Below are 16,150 nucleotides of genomic sequence, written 5' to 3'. Positions count from 1 at the left end.
CCCGGTGGCTTAGAACCAGACATGAGCTCGCGGGGAAGCTTGCTCACTTAATCACTCCCTTGGCCGCTAGGTCACACAGGGAAAAACGACGAGGTCAGGAAATGAACATCAAGAGCATCCTGCTCGGCGCTTCCGCTGCCGCCCTTGCGGCTACGGGCGCTCAGGCCGCCGATCTCCCGGTGGCTCCGGAGCCGATCGATTACGTCCGCGTTTGCGACGCTTTCGGCACGGGCTTCTTCTACATCCCGGGCACCGAGACCTGCCTGAAGATCGGTGGCGGCGTCCGCGTCGAGTTCCGCTTCAACGACATGCTCGACAAGGGCACTTCCGCTTGGGATAGCCGTGGTAAGAACGCCACGACCATGCGTGCTCGTGGCTACATGAACTTCGACAGCCGCACCAACACCGAGTACGGCCTGCTCCGCACCTACGTTGCCGCGTACATCACGACGGACAACAATGGCGCCGAGGGTCTGACCCTTGACGAGGCCTTCATCCAGCTCGGCGGCTTCGTCGTCGGTCGTACGGCTTCCTACTTCCAGTTCTACACCGGTGACAACTGGGGTGCGGTCCTGGATCAGGGCTTCGCCGACTACGGCGAGACGAACCTGTTCGCTTACACCGCTCAGTTCGGCAACGGCTTCTCGGCCTCGCTGTCGGTTGAGAACGGCGACGAGAAGCGTGGCCAGATCTTCTACAACGGCCTGCAGCTTGCTACCCCGGCTTCGGCAACGGCTCTCCAGGCCAATGTCTCCGGTTACGGCGGCCACAAGGTTCCGGACTTCGTCGCCAACCTGCGCGTTGACCAGGGTTGGGGTTCGGCCCAGATCATGGGTGCCCTGCATCACGTCTATGGCGCTTCTGTCGCTCCGACCGCGCTTGCTGGTGGTGTTGCAGTTGGTGCCGGTCTCGGCGGCAAGGGCAAGATGGGCTGGGCGATCGGCGCTGGCGCCACGTTCAACCTTCCGATGATCGCTGCTGGCGACAGCTTCTCGCTGCAGGCGTCCTACGCTTCGGGCGCGATCGGCTACGTCAGCTCTGCGTGGGATGGCGTCTTCACCGACGGTTCCTACAACGGCACGACCGGCGGCCTGAAGCTGTCGACCGCTTGGGGCATCGGCGGTGGCTTCACCCACTTCTGGACCCCGGCTGTTTCCACGTCGCTCACCGCGTCGTACAACAAGATCGACCAGGCTCTGAGCGTCAACGACTTCGCCGACACCACCGTCCAGGGTAACCTGGTGTGGCGTCCGGTGTCCGGTCTCTCCACCGGCATCGAGCTCGAGTACCGCAACCGCAACTTCAAGTCGGGTGCGACTCTCGCGAACCAGGACGACCTGGTCGGCGTGTTCCGCGTGCAGCGCACGTTCTAATCTGATCCTTTACCGGATTTGATGGGAGAGACCCGGCGGGAAACCGCCGGGTCTTTTCTTTTGTGCCGGCCCTTGCACACGCATCGTGCACCGGGGCGAGTTGTCTTTCATGACTTGCAAGATATTTCACATCTAATTGATTTTAATGAACTATTTCATATGAATTGACGTTCTCGTAAACAACGCGCTTGCGCCGGTCTCCCGAAAGTGAAATCGTCGCCTCGTCCATGCTGGATGTCCGTGCGGCTCGCGGGGGCTTGCGCGCACCGGCGGACAGCGGATCAGCGGATGGCCAGCCATGGTGAAGCCAGTCGCTGGATACTGGCCGGCTGTGTGGGGGCGCGCCGGCGAGACAGGGAGAAACATCATGACAGCAGCGATTGTAGGCTGGGCGCATACGCCGTTCGGCAAGCATCCGGAAGAAACCGTCGAGAGCCTGATCGTCTCGGTTGCGCGCGACGCGATCGCGGATGCGGGCTTCGAGCCGGCGGATATCGACGAGATCGTGCTCGGCCACTACAACGCCGGCTTCACGGCGCAGGATTTCACCGCCTCGCTGGTGCTGCAGGCCGATCCGGCGCTGCGCTTCAAGCCGGCGACCCGTGTCGAAAACGCCTGCGCGACCGGCTCGGCCGCCGTGCATCAGGGCGTGCGGGCAATCGCCAGCGGCGAGGCGCGGGTGGTGCTGGTCGTCGGCGTCGAGCAGATGACCAGGACGCCGGGGCCCGAGATTGGGCGCAACCTGCTCAAGGCTTCCTATCTTGTCGAGGAGGGCGACACGCCGGCGGGCTTCGCGGGCGTATTCGGCAAGATCGCGCAGGCCTACTTCCAGAAGTATGGCGACCGGTCGGACGCACTGGCCGCGATTGCTGCCAAGAACCACAAGAACGGTGTCGCCAATCCATACGCGCAGATGCGCAAGGATCTCGGCTTCGACTTCTGTCGCACCGAGAGCGAAAAGAACCCCTATGTCGCCGGGCCATTGAAGCGTACGGATTGTTCGCTGGTGTCGGATGGCGCGGCGGCGCTCGTCCTTGCCGACATTCCGACCGCGCTTGGACGCGACAAGGCCGTCGCCTTCCGTGGGCATGCCCACGTGCAGGACTTCCTGCCGCTGTCGAAGCGCGACATCCTCGCCTTCGAGGGCTGCACGCACGCCTGGAAGCAGGCGCTTTCGTCCGCCGGCATCTCGCTGGAGGATCTGTCCTTCGTCGAGACCCACGACTGTTTCACCATCGCCGAGCTGATCGAGTATGAGGCCATGGGCCTGACCGCGCCGGGCGAGGGGCATCGGGCGATTCTCGAGGGATGGACCGAAATGGGCGGCAAGCTGCCGGTCAATCCGTCCGGCGGGCTGAAGTCGAAGGGGCATCCCATCGGCGCCACCGGCGTATCGATGCACGTCCTTTCCGCCATGCAGCTGACGGAGCGCGCCGGCGACATTCAGGTCAAGGGCGCGGAACTCGGCGGTATCTTCAACATGGGTGGCGCGGCGGTCGCCAACTATGTTTCGGTGCTTCAGGCGCTGAAATAGGCACAAGCGGCGGCGCGGCGGCGGTTGTCGTCGCGCCCGGGCTTCGCCTCTCAGAAAATCGCCGATTCCAGATGCCGGGCAAGATCGAGAAGATCGAAGGCAACCACGTCCCATGCCTCGCTTGGGGCGAGATCCGCTTTTGCCTGACCGCCCGTCTCCTTCGGGCGCGCGAAGAACCCGGTCTTGAAGCCGGCTGAGCGTGCGATTTCCAGATCGCCATTGTGGCAAGAGGCGACCATAACCTCGCCGGGCGCGAGCCCGAGCGCGGCCGCCGAGGCGGTGTAGAGGCGCGGGTCCGGCAGGCGTGCTCCGGCGATATCCGCACCAAGGACGAGGTCGAACGGAAGGCCGGCGTTCTTGGCGAGCCAGGTCGTCGAGGCAATCGAGGCATCGCAGCAAGCCGCGACAACATATTCGCGCCGCAACGACCGCAGGCCCGGGATGCTGTCGGGCCAGGCAGGCAGCCGCTCAAGCGCGCGCTGAAGGACCGCCTTCTCCTTGTCCGGAATCGGGACGTCACCGGCGTGGCCGCGCAGCGTCCGCTCCAGCGTCTCTTCCACAATCTCCCTGAACGGGCGGAAAGCGTCGGGGACGTCGGGCCGAGACGCGCAGGCCTCCCTCAATTCGGCCATCCAGAGATCGGCGAGGCGCCCGCAGGTGACCTGCATGCCATGCCGCGCAAAGGCGCGATGAAATCCCTCGCCGAGGCCTTTTCGCCAATCGACGATTGTCCCGAAAACGTCAAAGAAAACAGCTTTTACCACGGTAAATACTCAGGCTGGAAACGACAAATGAGCGGGAATCGAGTTAATTCAGACTATGGAATCAACCAAGGGTGTTAGAGCGGTTGCAAGCCTACCAAGGCCTGAAAGGGATTTCATTCACTTTCATCTTGCTTGGCTGAAATGCCGAGGCGCCAGAAACGTATGAAATAAAATCAACATTCGGATGTCGCACTTCAGTCGTGACACTCGAGCGGGAAGGATGAAGGCGGATGAATTTTACACGGCTGCCTTGCAATCGCCTGACCTGAGCGGCGATTGTGATTGCCACAGACGGGGATATCCGCAGACCGGGCGGGGGAAAGCCTGCCGGTCCATCGGTGCGTGCACGCGGCAGGTGTCGGCTGTTTGCGGAACGAATTTTCTCTCCTTTCCTGTCGCTTTGAAAAGCCATGCCCGGCGTTGGACGTGGCAAAGCCTTATCTCTGGTCTTGCTCACGCAAGGTCGGAGATCTGGGCATGTCTGGCGCTGATGATACGAACAACCGCAAGCTTTCCGTTTTCCCGACCTTCCACAAGGTGGAGGGGCGTCGGGTCGTGGTCGTCGGCGAAGGCGACGAGGCGGCCGCGAAGGTCCGGCTTCTGTCGGAGACGCGCGCTCGCCTTGTGGTGATTGCCCGCGCGCCGGAGGAGCCGCTTGTCGCCGCGGCGGAAAAAGCCGCCGCGAAGATCGTCGCGCGCGCGTTTTCCCCTGACCTGATCGAGGGGGCCGCGCTCGTCTTCGCCGCCAGCGGGGACGAGGATGCGGATACGGCCGTCGTTGCCGCCGCGCGCCGCCTGGGCATTCCGGCCAATGCGGTCGACCGTCCCGACCTGTGCGACTTCTATGTTGGTGCGCTGGTCAATCGCGCGCCAGTTGCCATCGCCATCACCTCAACCGGCGTCGGTCCGGTACTCGCGCGCCACATCCGCGCCCGCATCGAGGCGCTTCTGCCGCGGGAAACCGGTGATCTGGCCCGTCTGGCCGAGAGCTTTCGCGATACGGTCGCCCGCGTGCTGACGGACGGCGCGGCGCGGCGCCGGTTCTGGGCGCGCTTTTTCTCCGGCGCGGTCGCCGCCAACCTGCAGGCCGGCCGCCCGGGTGTGGCGCGCGCGCAAGCTCAGCGCCTGCTGAACGGGGAAGCCGATGAAGCCGGTTTCGTCTGGCTGGTCGGCGCGGGCCCGGGCGCGGAAGATCTGCTGACCCTGCGGGCGCAACGCCTGCTGCAGGAAGCGGATGTGATCGTTCACGATGCCCTCGTGCCCGACGCCGTCGTCGCCATGGGCCGGCGCGACGCGGAGCGCATCTCCGTGGGCAAGCGCAAGGGCGCTCATTCGGTCGCCCAGGACGAGATCAATGCCATCCTCGTGCGGGAGGCCTCGGCCGGCCGCCGTGTCGTGCGGCTCAAGGCCGGCGATCCGATGGTGTTCGGCCGTGCTGGCGAGGAACTCGCCGCCCTTCGCGCGGCCGGAATTTCTCATGATGTCGTGCCCGGCGTTACCGCGGCGCTCGCTGCGGCGGCCAGCATCCGCCTGCCGCTCACACTGCGCGGCGTCGCCTCCAGCCTTGTCTTCGCGACCGGCCATGACCGCGACGGCGACACCCTGCCGGCGTGGGGCGAACTGGCGCTCACGGGGGCGACCGTCGCCGTCTACATGGGGCGCTCCGTGGCCGCGCGGGTCGCAGGGCGTCTTGTCGAGGCGGGACTGTCGCGGGAAACACCCGTCGCCATCGTCGAGAACGCCGCCCGGCATGGAGAGACCGTCCATGCCGGCACCTTGCGCGAGCTTGCCGGGCTCGAGACCCGCGACGACATCGCCGGGCCGGTTCTGATCGTCATCGGCGAGGTGGTTTCCCACGCGGATCTCTCGAGCGCGCAGCCGATCGATGTCGCGCCTGGCGCGCGCGTGCGCCAGGTCGCTGCCGCCTGAGACGCCGGGCAAGCCATTCCAGGAAGGATAGCCAAGCATGAAAGCACTGACCGCCAATCGCCTGATCGACGGGGAAGTCGTCTGGCTCGGGCGCTCCGGGAGCTGGGTCGAGACGCTGGACCTTTGCCGCCTGCTCGAGACCACGGACGCGGAGGCGGACGCCGAGGCATTCGCCGCGCGCGCGGTCGCGGAGCGCGAGGTGGTGGAGCCCTATCTCATCGATCTGGCGCGCAAGGAAGACGGCAGCCTGTCGCCCGTGCGCTTGCGTGAACGCATCCGCGCCACCGGCCCGACATCGCGCCGCGACCTCGGCAAGCAGGCGCGCCGCACCAGCTCGGTCGCCTGAACCTGGCACCCGACCCCAGACCCCAGACCCCAGACCCCAGACCCCAGACCCACGACGCCGACCCCTGCCGCGACAGGCGAGACGGAGACGATACGATGTACCGCTATGATGAATTCGACGCCCAGTTCGTGTCGGCGCGTGTCGAGCAGTTCACCGACCAGGTGCGCCGCCGGCTTGACGGAGACCTGAGCGAGGAGCAGTTCAAGCCGCTGCGGCTGATGAACGGTGTCTACCTCCAGCTTCATGCCTACATGCTGCGCGTCGCGGTTCCCTATGGAACGCTGAACGGACGCCAGATGCGCCGGCTCGCCCATGTGGCGCGGACCTATGACCGGGGCTACGGCCACTTCACCACCCGCCAGAACGTCCAGTTCAACTGGCCGCGGCTGAAGGATATTCCGGCGATCCTGGCCGAGCTCGCGGAGGTCGAGATGCACGCCATCCAGACCTCGGGCAATTGCATCCGCAATGTCACCGCCGACCATTTCGCCGGCGCCGCCGCCGACGAGATCGTCGATCCGCGCCCCTATGCCGAGATCCTGCGCCAGTGGTCCTCGCTCCACCCGGAGTTCACCTTCCTGCCGCGCAAGTTCAAGATCGCGGTCACCGGCGCGCCGCATGACCGCGCCGCGGTGCAGGTGCATGACATCGGCCTTCAGGCGGTGCGCGCGCAAGACGGCTCGGTGGGCTTCGCCGTTTTCGTCGGCGGCGGCCTCGGACGCACGCCGATGATCGGCCGCAAGGTGTGCGACTTCCTTCCCGAAGCGGATCTTCTGGCCTATTGCGAGGCGATCCTGCGCGTCTACAACCGCTATGGCCGGCGCGACAACAAGTACAAGGCCCGCATCAAGATCCTCGTCCACGAAACCGGGCTGGAGACGCTGAAAGCGGACATCGAGCGCGAGTTCGCGGAGACGCGCAACGGCATCCTGACGCTGCCTCAGGAGGAGATCGACCGCATCGTTGCCTATTTCGCGCCCCCCACCTTCGCGAGCGAGGCGGCAGCGGCAGCGGCTGATTTCGAAAGGGCAGTGGCCGCGGATCCGCAGCTTGCCGCCTTCGCCGAGCGCAACGTCCATGCGCACCGTGCGCCAGGCTATGCCAGCGTGACCGTCTCGCTGAAGCCCATCGGCAAGGCGCCGGGCGATGCGACGGCGGAGCAGATGGAGGTCGTCGCCCGCCTGGCCGAGACCTATGGCCACGACGAGATCCGTGTCAGCCACGAGCAGAACCTCGTGCTGCCGCATGTGCGCAAGCGGGATATTCCGGCGATCTTCGCGGAGCTTCGCGCGCATGACCTGGGCGAGGCCAATGCCGGGCTCGTCACCGACATCATCGCCTGCCCGGGAATGGACTTCTGCGCGCTGGCCACGGCGCGGTCCATCCCGGTCGCCGAGCGGATTTCCGAGCGCTTCGCCGCCGCGGGTCGGCAACGCGAGATCGGCGATCTGAAGATCAAGATCTCGGGCTGCATCAACGCCTGCGGCCATCATCACGTCGGCCACATCGGCATTCTCGGCGTCGAGAAGAAGGGTGAGGAATTCTACCAGATCACGCTCGGCGGCTCGGCCGACGAGAAGACCTCCATCGGCGAGATCGTCGGTCGCGGCTTCTCCTATGACGAGGTTGTCGATGCGGTGGAAAAGATCGTCGACACCTACATCGACCTGCGCAGCGACCACGACGAGGATTTGCTCGCCGCCTACCGGCGCGTCGGCGATGCCCCGTTCAAGGAGGCGCTTTATGGCACGGCCTGAACCCATGCGCGCGCCGGACGATCCGGCGCTCGAGGCGGCGCGCCTGGCACGGATCCACCGTGGCGGCTCGGCGCTCGACATCATCGCCGCGGCGCGGGCGCGCTTTGGCGACGATCTGGCGCTGGTGTCTTCCTTCGGGGCGGAATCGGCGGTGCTGCTGCATCTCGTCTCGCGCGTCGATCCCTCGATCCCGGTGCTGTTCATCGACACGCGCAAGCTCTTCCCGGACACGTTGCGCTACCGCGATGCGCTGGTCGCGCGCTTCGGCCTGAGCGACGTGCGCACGCTGGGCCCCGCGCAGGACGACATCGCCACGCTCGATCCTGGCGGCGCACTGTGGATGCGCGATACGGATGCCTGCTGCAACATCCGCAAGGTGCTGCCACTGGCGCGAGGGCTTTCGGGCTTTTCGGCCTGGATCTCCGGGCGCAAGCGGTTTCAGGCAAGCACGCGCTCCGATATTCCGGTGTTCGAGAGCGATGGTGCGCGGATCAAGGTGAACCCGCTGGCCGACTGGGATCCTTCGGACCTGCGGGCCTATATCGCGGCCGAGGACCTGCCGCCGCATCCCCTCGTCGCGAAGGGCTATCCCTCGATCGGCTGCATGCCCTGCACGAGCCCGGTCGCCGAAGGCGAGGACCCGCGCGCCGGCCGGTGGCGCGGCCGCGAGAAGACCGAATGCGGCATTCACATCGCACTTCCCCTGGAAAACGAGCAGGGAGCGGGGATCTGACCATGACTGCGACGCTTTATCGCAACGGCGCCTTCGAGGCCGATGACTGGACGTTCGTCGACGAGGAGACCGCGCTTTCGGAGGTGGCGACACGGGCCGTCGTCCTGACGCTCGAGCGGCTCCTTGAGGACGCCGGCGACCTTGACGAGGGCGTGCGGCTCGCCGTGCTCGTCAGGGCGGGCGAGGACATCAACCGGCTTGCCCCGCATCTGGCGCGGCTTGAGATGGTTGCCATTGATTTCAAGGCGTTCTCCGACGGACGAGGGTATTCCAGTGCCCGCATCCTGCGCCAACGGATGGGATTTTCCGGCGAGGTCCGGGCCGTCGGAGATGTGCTTCTCGACCAGATCCCCCTGATGCGCCGTGTCGGCTTCGATGCTTTCGCCATCACTCATGAGCCGACAAGACGCGCCCTCCAATCTGGTCACAGCACCGAGGTGCCGCTATATCTGCAACCGGTCGGAGGGTCCGACGAAGTGCCCGCGGGCGCGCGCGCCTGGGCGCGCCGCCCGGCGAATGAGCAGCAATACTGAAGCCGGATCGGCGCGAGAGATGTAGATTTCCGCCGCCGGCACCGCCCGAGCGCGCGCGTCGCAAGGAGGCGCGCGCGACCTGGAATCGAGGATGGAAGCATGAATGTGGTCAATCTTGCAGGCGACCTGACGGACGCCGTTCCCGCCGGAGCCTCTGCCGAGACCGTGACCGAGGTTCAGCACTACACGGACGAACTGTTCCGGTTCCGTATCACGCGACCGGCAAGCTTTCGGTTTCGCTCCGGCGAGTTCGTGATGATCGGTCTGATGGTTGGCGAGAAACCGATTTTCCGTGCGTATTCCATCGCCTCGCCGTCCTGGGACGAGGAACTGGAGTTCTTCTCCATCAAGGTGCAGGACGGGCCGCTCACCCAGCATCTGCAGAAGATCAAGCCGGGCGACAAGGTGCTGATGAAGAAGAAGCCGACGGGCACGCTGGTCAATGATGCGCTGCTGCCGGGCAAGCGCGTCTACATGTTCTCCACCGGCACCGGCTTCGCGCCCTTCGCGAGCCTGATCCGCGACCCGGAGACCTACGAGAAATTCGAGGAAGTGATTGTCACCCATAGCTGCCGCAATGTGGCGGATCTCGCCTATTCGCGCGAGATGGTCGCGGCGATCAAGGACGATCCGCTGATCGGCGAGTTCGCCGGCGAGCGGCTGAAGCTCTTCACGTCCACCACCCGCGAGCAGCACGAGAACATGGGGCGCATCACGACGCTGATCGAAACGGGCGAGTTGTTCGAGAAGCTCGGCGTGCCGCCGCTCGATCCGGCGATCGACCGGGGCATGATCTGCGGGTCCATGGCGATGCTCAAGGACACAAAGGCCCTGCTCGAGGAGCGCGGCCTGACCGAGGGTGCCAACAACCGGCCCGCCGAGTTCGTCATCGAGCGGGCCTTCGTCGGCTGAGCTGCCTGCCTCGGGACACCGACTGACCAGACGAACGCGGGGAGGCGGCCAAGCCTTTCCGCGTTTTGCGTTTCGCCTTTTCCCTGTCACGGTCGTTGACCATTGAGGACGCGGGCGAGACGCGCATTCTGCAAGGAGCACCTGACTTCATGACTATTTCGAACCGGTCAGACCGTGTGCGCGTTGTCGCGCGCCGGGTCCTTTACCAGGGTTTCGGCGAGTATGTTGAACTGGACGTGGAGCAGAAACGGGCCGATGGCGGCACCCTGCGCCTATCGCGCGAGTTCCAGAACCGCACGGATGTCGTCGCGGTGCTGCCCTATGACCCGGACCGGCGCGTCGCACTTCTCGCCCGCCAGCTTCGCGTGCCGCTCTATGCCCGTGGTGATCAGGACGGCTTTCTGCTGGAAGCGCCGGCCGGCCACATCGACGCAGGGGAGGAGGCGGCAGGAGCCGCGCGCCGCGAGGCGCTCGAGGAGGTCGGCGTGCGGCTCTCGGAGCTTGAGCATGTTGCCGACGTCTTCACCTCTCCCGGCGCCATCACCGAGCGCCTGTCGCTCTATCTCGCGCCCTACGGCCAGTCGGATGTGACGCATGCCGACGGCGGCGGCATCGCCGACGAGGGCGAGGAGATCGAAATCGTCGAGGTGCCGCTTGCCAAGCTCGAGGCCGAGCTGGCCACGCCGGCGGGCAGCGATGCCAAGACCGTTCTGCTGCTTCAGGCATTGCGGTTGCGTCGGCCGGAGCTTTTTTGCTGATCTTGCTTCCTGCCAATCCGAAAGGCCATGCCATGTCCGTCAATCGCGTTGTCCGTCTCGCCAAGCGCCCCGCGCCGGGGCTGATCTCTCCGGATATCTTCGAAATCCGCGACGAGCCGATGCCGGAGCCCGCTGAGGGCGAGTTTCGGGTGGCCATCGAATATGTGTCTCTCGATCCGGCCATGCGCGGCTGGGTCAACGAGGGCAAGTCCTATGTGCCGCCCGTTGGCCTTGGCGATGTCATGCGCGCCTTCGCCGTCGGCCGGGTCGAGGCCTCCCGCCATCCGGACTTCAAGGAAGGCGATGCGGTCGCCGGCCTCCTCGGTGCGCAGAGCCATGCCATCTGCGACGGCCGCAACGTGCAGCGCGCCGATACCTCGATCGCACCGCTCCAGAGCTGGATCGGCGGTCTAGGCATGCCGGGGTGGACCGCCTATTTCGGTCTTCTGCGTGTCGGCGCACTGAAGGAAGGCGACACGGTGGTTGTCTCGGCCGCATCGGGCGCCGTCGGGCAGATCGTCGGGCAGATTGCCCGCATCAAGGGTGCCCGGGCGGTCGGTATCGCCGGAGGCGAGAGGAAATGCCGTGCGCTGATCGAGGAAGATGGCTTCGACGCGGCTGTCGACTACAAGGCCGGCGATCTTGCCGCCGATCTGGACAAGGCCTGCCCGGACGGCATCGACGTCTATTTCGAGAGCGTCGGCGGCGAGATCCTCGATGCGGTGCTGCCGCGCATGAACACCTTTGGCCGGATCGCGGTGTGCGGCCTGATCTCGGCCTACAATGCGACGTCGGTGCCCGACGGCCCGAAAAACCTGCGCTATCTGCTGACGTCGCGACTGAAGATGCAGGGCTTCATCGTCTTCGACTTCGCCGATGAATTGCCTGTGGCGCTCGCAGATCTCTCGCAATGGGTGTCGCAGGGGCGGCTGAAGTTCCGCGAGGACGTGCGCGAGGGAGGGCTCGACGTTTTCCCGCAGACGCTGAACCTGCTCTTCAGCGGCGACAACTTCGGCAAACTCAGCCTGAAGGTCTGATCCTGCGAAGTCCTGTCGCGATCATGCCGGGCGCGCCATCATCGCGCCAAAGTGGCACGGCCATCATGGCATCGCCTGGGTGCGGTGCAGCTCATGTGACTGGTGCGATGGCGCGCCGGCCAGCGGCGGGGGGTGATGATGGTGCGTGCGAAATCTTCTGTTCTGAAATCCGGGCTGTCGATGGCCGGACGCAGGGCGATTGGCCTCATGCTCGCCGCCGGCATGACGCTTGGCGCGGCCCTGCCGGCAAACGCCTCCTTCGAGAGTTGCCTGGCGCGACTGCGCCAGGACGCGGTCAGGGCCGGCGTCAGCGAGGCGACCGTGATGGCTGCGCTCGGTTCGGTCGACTACGACGAAAAGGCGGTGCGCTTTTCAGGTAGCCAACCGGAATACAAGACGCCGATCTGGGACTATCTTGCCTTTCTCGTCGACGCCGAGCGCATCTCCGACGGCAAGAAGATGATGCAAAAGCACGCCAAGACCCTGGCGCTCGTCGAGAAGACCTATGGCGTGGACCGCTATATCGTTGCCGCCGTCTGGGGCGTGGAAAGCGACTACGGTCAGTTCCACGGCGATTTTCACGTTCCCCATGCGCTCGCCAACGTTGCCTGCTTCGGGCGACGGGCCAAGTATTTCCGTTCGGAACTGATCGAGTCGCTCAAGATCGTCGACCGTGGAGATGTGCGGCTGAAGGACCTGAAGGGCTCCTGGGCCGGCGCCTTCGGCCAGACGCAGTTCATGCCCTCGACCTACCGTCGTCTTGCCGTCGACTTCGATGGGGACAAGCGCCGGGATCTGGTCAACTCCGTGCCCGACGCGCTCGCCTCGACGGCCAACTACCTGAAGAAGGGCGGTTGGACCACGGGGATGCCCTGGGGCTACGAGGTTTCTGTTCCGGCAGGCTATCACGGTCCTTCCGGGCGCAAGCGTCGGGCGACCGTCTCCGACTGGGGAAAGCGCGGCATCCGGCATCTCGACGGCGGCGAACTGACCGGCGCGGCAAGCGCCGCGCTGTTGCTTCCGGCTGGAACCAAGGGACCGGCGTTTCTCGTCTTCAAGAATTTCGACGTGATCTATTCCTATAATGTCGCCGAAAGCTACGCGCTGGCGATCTCGCACCTGGCCGACCGGCTGCGCGGCGGCGGAGCCTTCAACAAGGCCTGGCCGACGAATGACCCCGGCCTTTCGAGGGCGCAACGGCTCGAGTTGCAGAAGCTGCTGTTGCGAGCGGGCTACGACATTGGCGAGGCGGACGGGCGGGTCGGCGAGGCGACGCGAGACGGCATTCGCAAGGCGGAGGCGCGCCACGGGTTGCCGCAGACGGGCCGGCCGGGACGCAAGGTCTACGAGGCGCTCGGCGGGCGCTGAGGCGGAGAGAGACCCGTCCCACGCTCGTCTGCAATGCCGCATCGTCCCTCAGGAAAGAACGATGCGGTCGCGTCCGCTGTCCTTGGCCTCGTAGAGGCGGTTGTCGGCGGTGGTCAACGCCGTGCTGAGGCTGGCCTCCTGCCCGCCGGAAAGGCCTGCGCTGAGTGTAACGCGCCCGATATCGCGAAGCGCGCCGGATGATGTCACCTGCGCGAGTTCTTCACTCAGCCTGTCGAGGGTTCGCTGTCGCTGCGGCTGCGTCATGCCGGGGAGGATGACGCAGAACTCATCGCCGCCGAGGCGGGCGGGGAAGGCGGGCTGCGGGCAGACCTCGAGCATGATCTGTCCGAAGGCCGCGAGCAGTGCGTCGCCACGGTCGTGGCCGTGACGGTCGTTGACGAGCTTGAAGGTATCCATGTCGAGAATGGCGACGGCAACCTCCTCGTTGGCCCGCCGGCAGCGCTCGAACAGCGCATTGCCCTCGGAGAACAGGTGTCGCCTGTTCGACAGCCCGGTCAGTGCGTCGCGATGGGCCAGCTCATCCAGGTTCTTCAGCCGGTCGAGCATGTCAAGGTTCTGCGAGATGCGCAGCATGAACTCTTCCGGCGTGCAGGACTTGGGCAGGAAGTCGTTTGCCCCCGACTTGAGAAAGCGGGCGATCACCTCCGCGCTCGCTTGGCCGGAAAGACCGACAACGGCGAGTTCCTGCATGCCGTAGCGCCGGCGCAGCGCCCTGAGCAACTCGAAGCCGTCCACGTTCGGCATCAGATAGTCGAGCACCACGAGGCGCAGGTTCTCCAGCTTGTCCAGCTGCGCCAGCGCACTGGCCGTGTCGGACGCGCAATGAACGCGGAGCCGGTAGTGCTTGAGGCGGCGCACGACCACCTCCGCATCGACCCGGCTGTCGTCGACCACGAGCGCGTCGATGGTGTGATTGGCACAGATCCTCTGCACCAGCGAGGTGAGGTAGGTGAGGCTGGCGGGGCTGTCCTTGAGAATGTAGTCGACGACGCCCTTGCCCAGGAGCATCTGGCGCAGCTTTTCGTCGAACCGGCCGGTAAAGACGATGGTCGGCAGCTTGGCCGCCAGCGCAAGGTCGACGACCTCGCCATCGGGCGCATCCGGCAGCGTCAGGTCGACAAGGGCGACCACCGGTTCGACGTCGGGGCGGGCCAGCAGCTCGCGGGCTTCGGCGAGCGAGGCCGCCGACAGCACCTGAAGCCCGTGAATCTCGTTGAGCTGGCGCCGGATCACGCGCTCGAAGAACGCGGCGTCTTCGACAAGTAGGACCTGGGTCATGGCAGCCTCCCGATGGCGGTAAAAGTCATGTGGGGAAATGGGATGGGGGGAGTAACTGGCGGGAAATACGGATGTGGAGAAAACTTTGAAGCGCGTCTCGCGGAACATGTTCGTGACGCGACGTCGGAGGCGCGCCCCTCGTCTCGGGATGGACGAGGGGCGCGACAATTGGTCTCGGCAATGACGCGTCAGGCCGCGATCTTGAGCTTTGCCTTCGTCGCGGCCTTGACGTCCTCGACCGTCACCTCGGGGGCGAGTTCAACGAGCTCGAGACCGTCCTTGGTCACGTCGAAGACGCCGAGATTGGTGATGATCCTATGCACGCAGCTGACGCCGGTCAGAGGCAGCGTGCACTCCGGCAGCAGCTTCGAGTCGCCCGACTTCGACGTGTGGTCCATGATCACCACCACACGCTTGACGCCGGCGACGAGATCCATCGCGCCGCCCATGCCCTTGACCATCTTGCCCGGGATCATCCAGTTGGCGAGATCGCCCTTCTCCGACACTTCCATGGCGCCAAGAATGGCCATGTCGATGTGTCCGCCGCGAATCATCGCGAAGCTGTCGGCCGACGAGAAGAAGCTCGTCTGGGGCAGTTCGGTGATGGTCTGCTTGCCGGCATTGATCAGGTCCGGGTCGACCTCGTCGTCGGTCGGGAAGGGGCCCATGCCCAGCATGCCGTTCTCGGACTGCAGCGTAACGCTGACACCATCCGGGATGTAGTTCGACACCAGAGTCGGAATACCGATGCCCAGGTTGACATAGAAGCCGTCCTGCAGCTCCTTCGCCGCCCGACGGGCCATGTCATCGCGTGTCCAGGCCATTGTGTTGTCTCCTTGCTTCCCCGAGCGCTCCGGCGCATCCGTCAAGGGCGCCGTCCGGGGATATCCGGCCACTCGCGAGAGGGCCGTGGAATGCTCTCATGACTGTGGCGGCCGCAGTCAGGCGGCGCGCGTCGTCCGCTTCTCGATACGCTTCTCGTGCTTGCCGACGATGATACGGTCGACGTAGATGCCGGGCGTATGGATGCTGTTGGAATCCAGCTCGCCGACCTCGACCAGTTCCTCGACCTCGACGACGGTCATCTTGCCGGCGGTGGCCATCATCGGATTGAAGTTGCGCGCGGTCTTCCGGTAGACGAGGTTGCCTTCCTTGTCGGCCTTCCAGGCCTTGACCAGCGAGATGTCGGCGACGAGGCCGGTCTCGAGAATGTAGGTCTCGCCGTTGAAATCCTTGTGCTCCTTGCCTTCGGCGATCATCGTGCCGACGCCGGTCTTGGTGTAGAAGCCGGGAATGCCGGCGCCGCCGGCGCGAACGCGTTCGGCGAGCGTGCCCTGCGGATTGAACTCCAGCTCGAGCTCGCCGTTGAGATACTGGCGCTCGAAAGTGGCGTTCTCGCCGACGTAGGACGAGATCATCTTCTTGATCTGGCGCGTCTGGAGCAGGAGACCGAGGCCGAAATCGTCGACGCCGGCGTTGTTCGAAATGGCGGTAAGCTCCTTCGCGCCGCTGTCGCGCAGGGCTGCGATGAGGTTCTCCGGGATGCCGCAAAGGCCGAACCCACCGGCCATCACCGTCATGCCGTCGAAGGTCAATCCCGAAAGCGCGGCGGCCGCGTCGGGGTAGATCTTATTCATGCGTGTCTCCTCGCAAGAGCGACTCCCAATGCCCGCGTGTCCGGCTGGGATGCCGGCCGGGGCGGTCGTCCGGGTTCCCCGTGATACCGCTGATACCCGCTTTCCTCAAGCGCTCGCGGCGAATGCATCGCCTGGCGGAGCGTTTCGCCTTGAACGGGGCGGCGAGAGCG

General features: G+C 65.3%; 15 protein-coding genes. 11 read left to right on the top strand and 4 right to left on the bottom strand.

Annotation, left to right across the window (positions count from 1 at the left end; all coding sequences use genetic code 11):
• Positions 1-101: 101 nt before the first annotated feature.
• Together ACSLUQ_RS12135 and ACSLUQ_RS12130 are read left to right on the top strand one after the other, a co-directional pair.
• A complete protein-coding gene (locus ACSLUQ_RS12135) occupies positions 102-1,373 on the top strand; it encodes a porin (RefSeq protein ID WP_461808677.1) in 1,272 nt (423 codons plus the stop codon).
• A 367-nt stretch (positions 1,374-1,740) separates the two neighbouring features.
• On the top strand, positions 1,741-2,907 hold the full coding sequence (locus ACSLUQ_RS12130) for an acetyl-CoA acetyltransferase (RefSeq protein WP_417772276.1): 1,167 nt from the start codon (positions 1,741-1,743) through the stop codon (positions 2,905-2,907).
• 50 nt (positions 2,908-2,957) lie between these two features.
• Here the strand turns inward: ACSLUQ_RS12130 and ACSLUQ_RS12125 are convergent, their stop codons facing one another.
• A complete protein-coding gene (locus tag ACSLUQ_RS12125; protein WP_461808676.1) occupies positions 2,958-3,671 on the bottom strand; it encodes an HAD family hydrolase in 714 nt (237 codons plus the stop codon).
• A 477-nt stretch (positions 3,672-4,148) separates the two neighbouring features.
• Between ACSLUQ_RS12125 and cysG the strand changes: the two genes are divergently transcribed.
• From cysG to ACSLUQ_RS12080, 9 genes are all read left to right on the top strand, one after another.
• On the top strand, positions 4,149-5,600 hold the full coding sequence (gene cysG / locus ACSLUQ_RS12120) for a siroheme synthase CysG (RefSeq protein WP_461808675.1): 1,452 nt from the start codon (positions 4,149-4,151) through the stop codon (positions 5,598-5,600).
• Between the two features lie 37 nt (positions 5,601-5,637).
• Complete coding sequence (locus tag ACSLUQ_RS12115; RefSeq protein WP_461808674.1) at positions 5,638-5,946, top strand: DUF2849 domain-containing protein; 309 nt, start codon at positions 5,638-5,640, stop codon at positions 5,944-5,946.
• 95 nt (positions 5,947-6,041) lie between these two features.
• The gene (locus ACSLUQ_RS12110) at positions 6,042-7,703 is read left to right on the top strand and encodes a nitrite/sulfite reductase (protein WP_461808673.1); all 1,662 of its coding nucleotides are present in this window, start codon (positions 6,042-6,044) and stop codon (positions 7,701-7,703) included.
• Positions 7,690-8,436: a phosphoadenylyl-sulfate reductase gene (locus ACSLUQ_RS12105; RefSeq protein ID WP_417772281.1), complete on the top strand. Its 747-nt coding sequence runs from the start codon at positions 7,690-7,692 to the stop codon at positions 8,434-8,436. Before ACSLUQ_RS12110 ends, ACSLUQ_RS12105 begins: the two co-directional genes overlap by 14 nt.
• Before the next feature lie 2 nt (positions 8,437-8,438).
• Positions 8,439-8,969, top strand: a complete 531-nt coding sequence (locus ACSLUQ_RS12100) for a DUF934 domain-containing protein (protein ID WP_417772282.1) — start codon at positions 8,439-8,441, stop codon at positions 8,967-8,969.
• 99 nt (positions 8,970-9,068) lie between these two features.
• The gene (locus ACSLUQ_RS12095; protein WP_417772283.1) at positions 9,069-9,881 is read left to right on the top strand and encodes a ferredoxin--NADP reductase; all 813 of its coding nucleotides are present in this window, start codon (positions 9,069-9,071) and stop codon (positions 9,879-9,881) included.
• A 149-nt stretch (positions 9,882-10,030) separates the two neighbouring features.
• Positions 10,031-10,639: an NUDIX domain-containing protein gene (locus tag ACSLUQ_RS12090; protein ID WP_417772284.1), complete on the top strand. Its 609-nt coding sequence runs from the start codon at positions 10,031-10,033 to the stop codon at positions 10,637-10,639.
• A 32-nt stretch (positions 10,640-10,671) separates the two neighbouring features.
• Positions 10,672-11,676, top strand: coding sequence for an NADP-dependent oxidoreductase (locus ACSLUQ_RS12085; RefSeq protein ID WP_461808672.1), 1,005 nt, complete (start codon positions 10,672-10,674; stop codon positions 11,674-11,676).
• 180 nt (positions 11,677-11,856) lie between these two features.
• Complete coding sequence (locus ACSLUQ_RS12080; protein WP_461808671.1) at positions 11,857-13,044, top strand: lytic murein transglycosylase; 1,188 nt, start codon at positions 11,857-11,859, stop codon at positions 13,042-13,044.
• A gap of 48 nt (positions 13,045-13,092) precedes the next feature.
• Here ACSLUQ_RS12080 and ACSLUQ_RS12075 read toward each other — a convergent pair whose 3' ends face one another.
• The 3 genes from ACSLUQ_RS12075 to ACSLUQ_RS12065 form a co-directional block, all read right to left on the bottom strand.
• Positions 13,093-14,343 carry a diguanylate cyclase domain-containing protein gene (locus ACSLUQ_RS12075; protein ID WP_461808670.1) on the bottom strand — a complete coding sequence of 417 codons (1,251 nt, stop codon included), beginning with the start codon at positions 14,341-14,343 and terminating at the stop codon, positions 13,093-13,095.
• 188 nt (positions 14,344-14,531) lie between these two features.
• Positions 14,532-15,167, bottom strand: a complete 636-nt coding sequence (locus ACSLUQ_RS12070) for a CoA transferase subunit B (protein ID WP_417772287.1) — start codon at positions 15,165-15,167, stop codon at positions 14,532-14,534.
• A gap of 117 nt (positions 15,168-15,284) precedes the next feature.
• Positions 15,285-15,980, bottom strand: a complete 696-nt coding sequence (locus tag ACSLUQ_RS12065; protein ID WP_417772288.1) for a CoA transferase subunit A — start codon at positions 15,978-15,980, stop codon at positions 15,285-15,287.
• Positions 15,981-16,150 lie beyond the last annotated feature (170 nt).

Source organism: Stappia sp. ICDLI1TA098 (assembly GCF_054880955.1).
Note: the sequence above shows the minus strand (reverse complement) of the source record. Positions and strands in the feature narration are given on the sequence as shown.

Coding starts and splice junctions, on each gene's coding strand:
- ACSLUQ_RS12135 (WP_461808677.1), top strand. CDS start 102: ATGAACATCAAGAGCATCCTGCTCGGCGCTTCCGCTGCCGCCCTTGCG.
- ACSLUQ_RS12130 (WP_417772276.1), top strand. CDS start 1,741: ATGACAGCAGCGATTGTAGGCTGGGCGCATACGCCGTTCGGCAAGCAT.
- cysG (WP_461808675.1), top strand. CDS start 4,149: ATGTCTGGCGCTGATGATACGAACAACCGCAAGCTTTCCGTTTTCCCG.
- ACSLUQ_RS12115 (WP_461808674.1), top strand. CDS start 5,638: ATGAAAGCACTGACCGCCAATCGCCTGATCGACGGGGAAGTCGTCTGG.
- ACSLUQ_RS12110 (WP_461808673.1), top strand. CDS start 6,042: ATGTACCGCTATGATGAATTCGACGCCCAGTTCGTGTCGGCGCGTGTC.
- ACSLUQ_RS12105 (WP_417772281.1), top strand. CDS start 7,690: ATGGCACGGCCTGAACCCATGCGCGCGCCGGACGATCCGGCGCTCGAG.
- ACSLUQ_RS12100 (WP_417772282.1), top strand. CDS start 8,439: ATGACTGCGACGCTTTATCGCAACGGCGCCTTCGAGGCCGATGACTGG.
- ACSLUQ_RS12095 (WP_417772283.1), top strand. CDS start 9,069: ATGAATGTGGTCAATCTTGCAGGCGACCTGACGGACGCCGTTCCCGCC.
- ACSLUQ_RS12090 (WP_417772284.1), top strand. CDS start 10,031: ATGACTATTTCGAACCGGTCAGACCGTGTGCGCGTTGTCGCGCGCCGG.
- ACSLUQ_RS12085 (WP_461808672.1), top strand. CDS start 10,672: ATGTCCGTCAATCGCGTTGTCCGTCTCGCCAAGCGCCCCGCGCCGGGG.
- ACSLUQ_RS12080 (WP_461808671.1), top strand. CDS start 11,857: ATGGCCGGACGCAGGGCGATTGGCCTCATGCTCGCCGCCGGCATGACG.
- ACSLUQ_RS12075 (WP_461808670.1), bottom strand. CDS start 14,343: ATGACCCAGGTCCTACTTGTCGAAGACGCCGCGTTCTTCGAGCGCGTG.
- ACSLUQ_RS12070 (WP_417772287.1), bottom strand. CDS start 15,167: ATGGCCTGGACACGCGATGACATGGCCCGTCGGGCGGCGAAGGAGCTG.
- ACSLUQ_RS12065 (WP_417772288.1), bottom strand. CDS start 15,980: ATGAATAAGATCTACCCCGACGCGGCCGCCGCGCTTTCGGGATTGACC.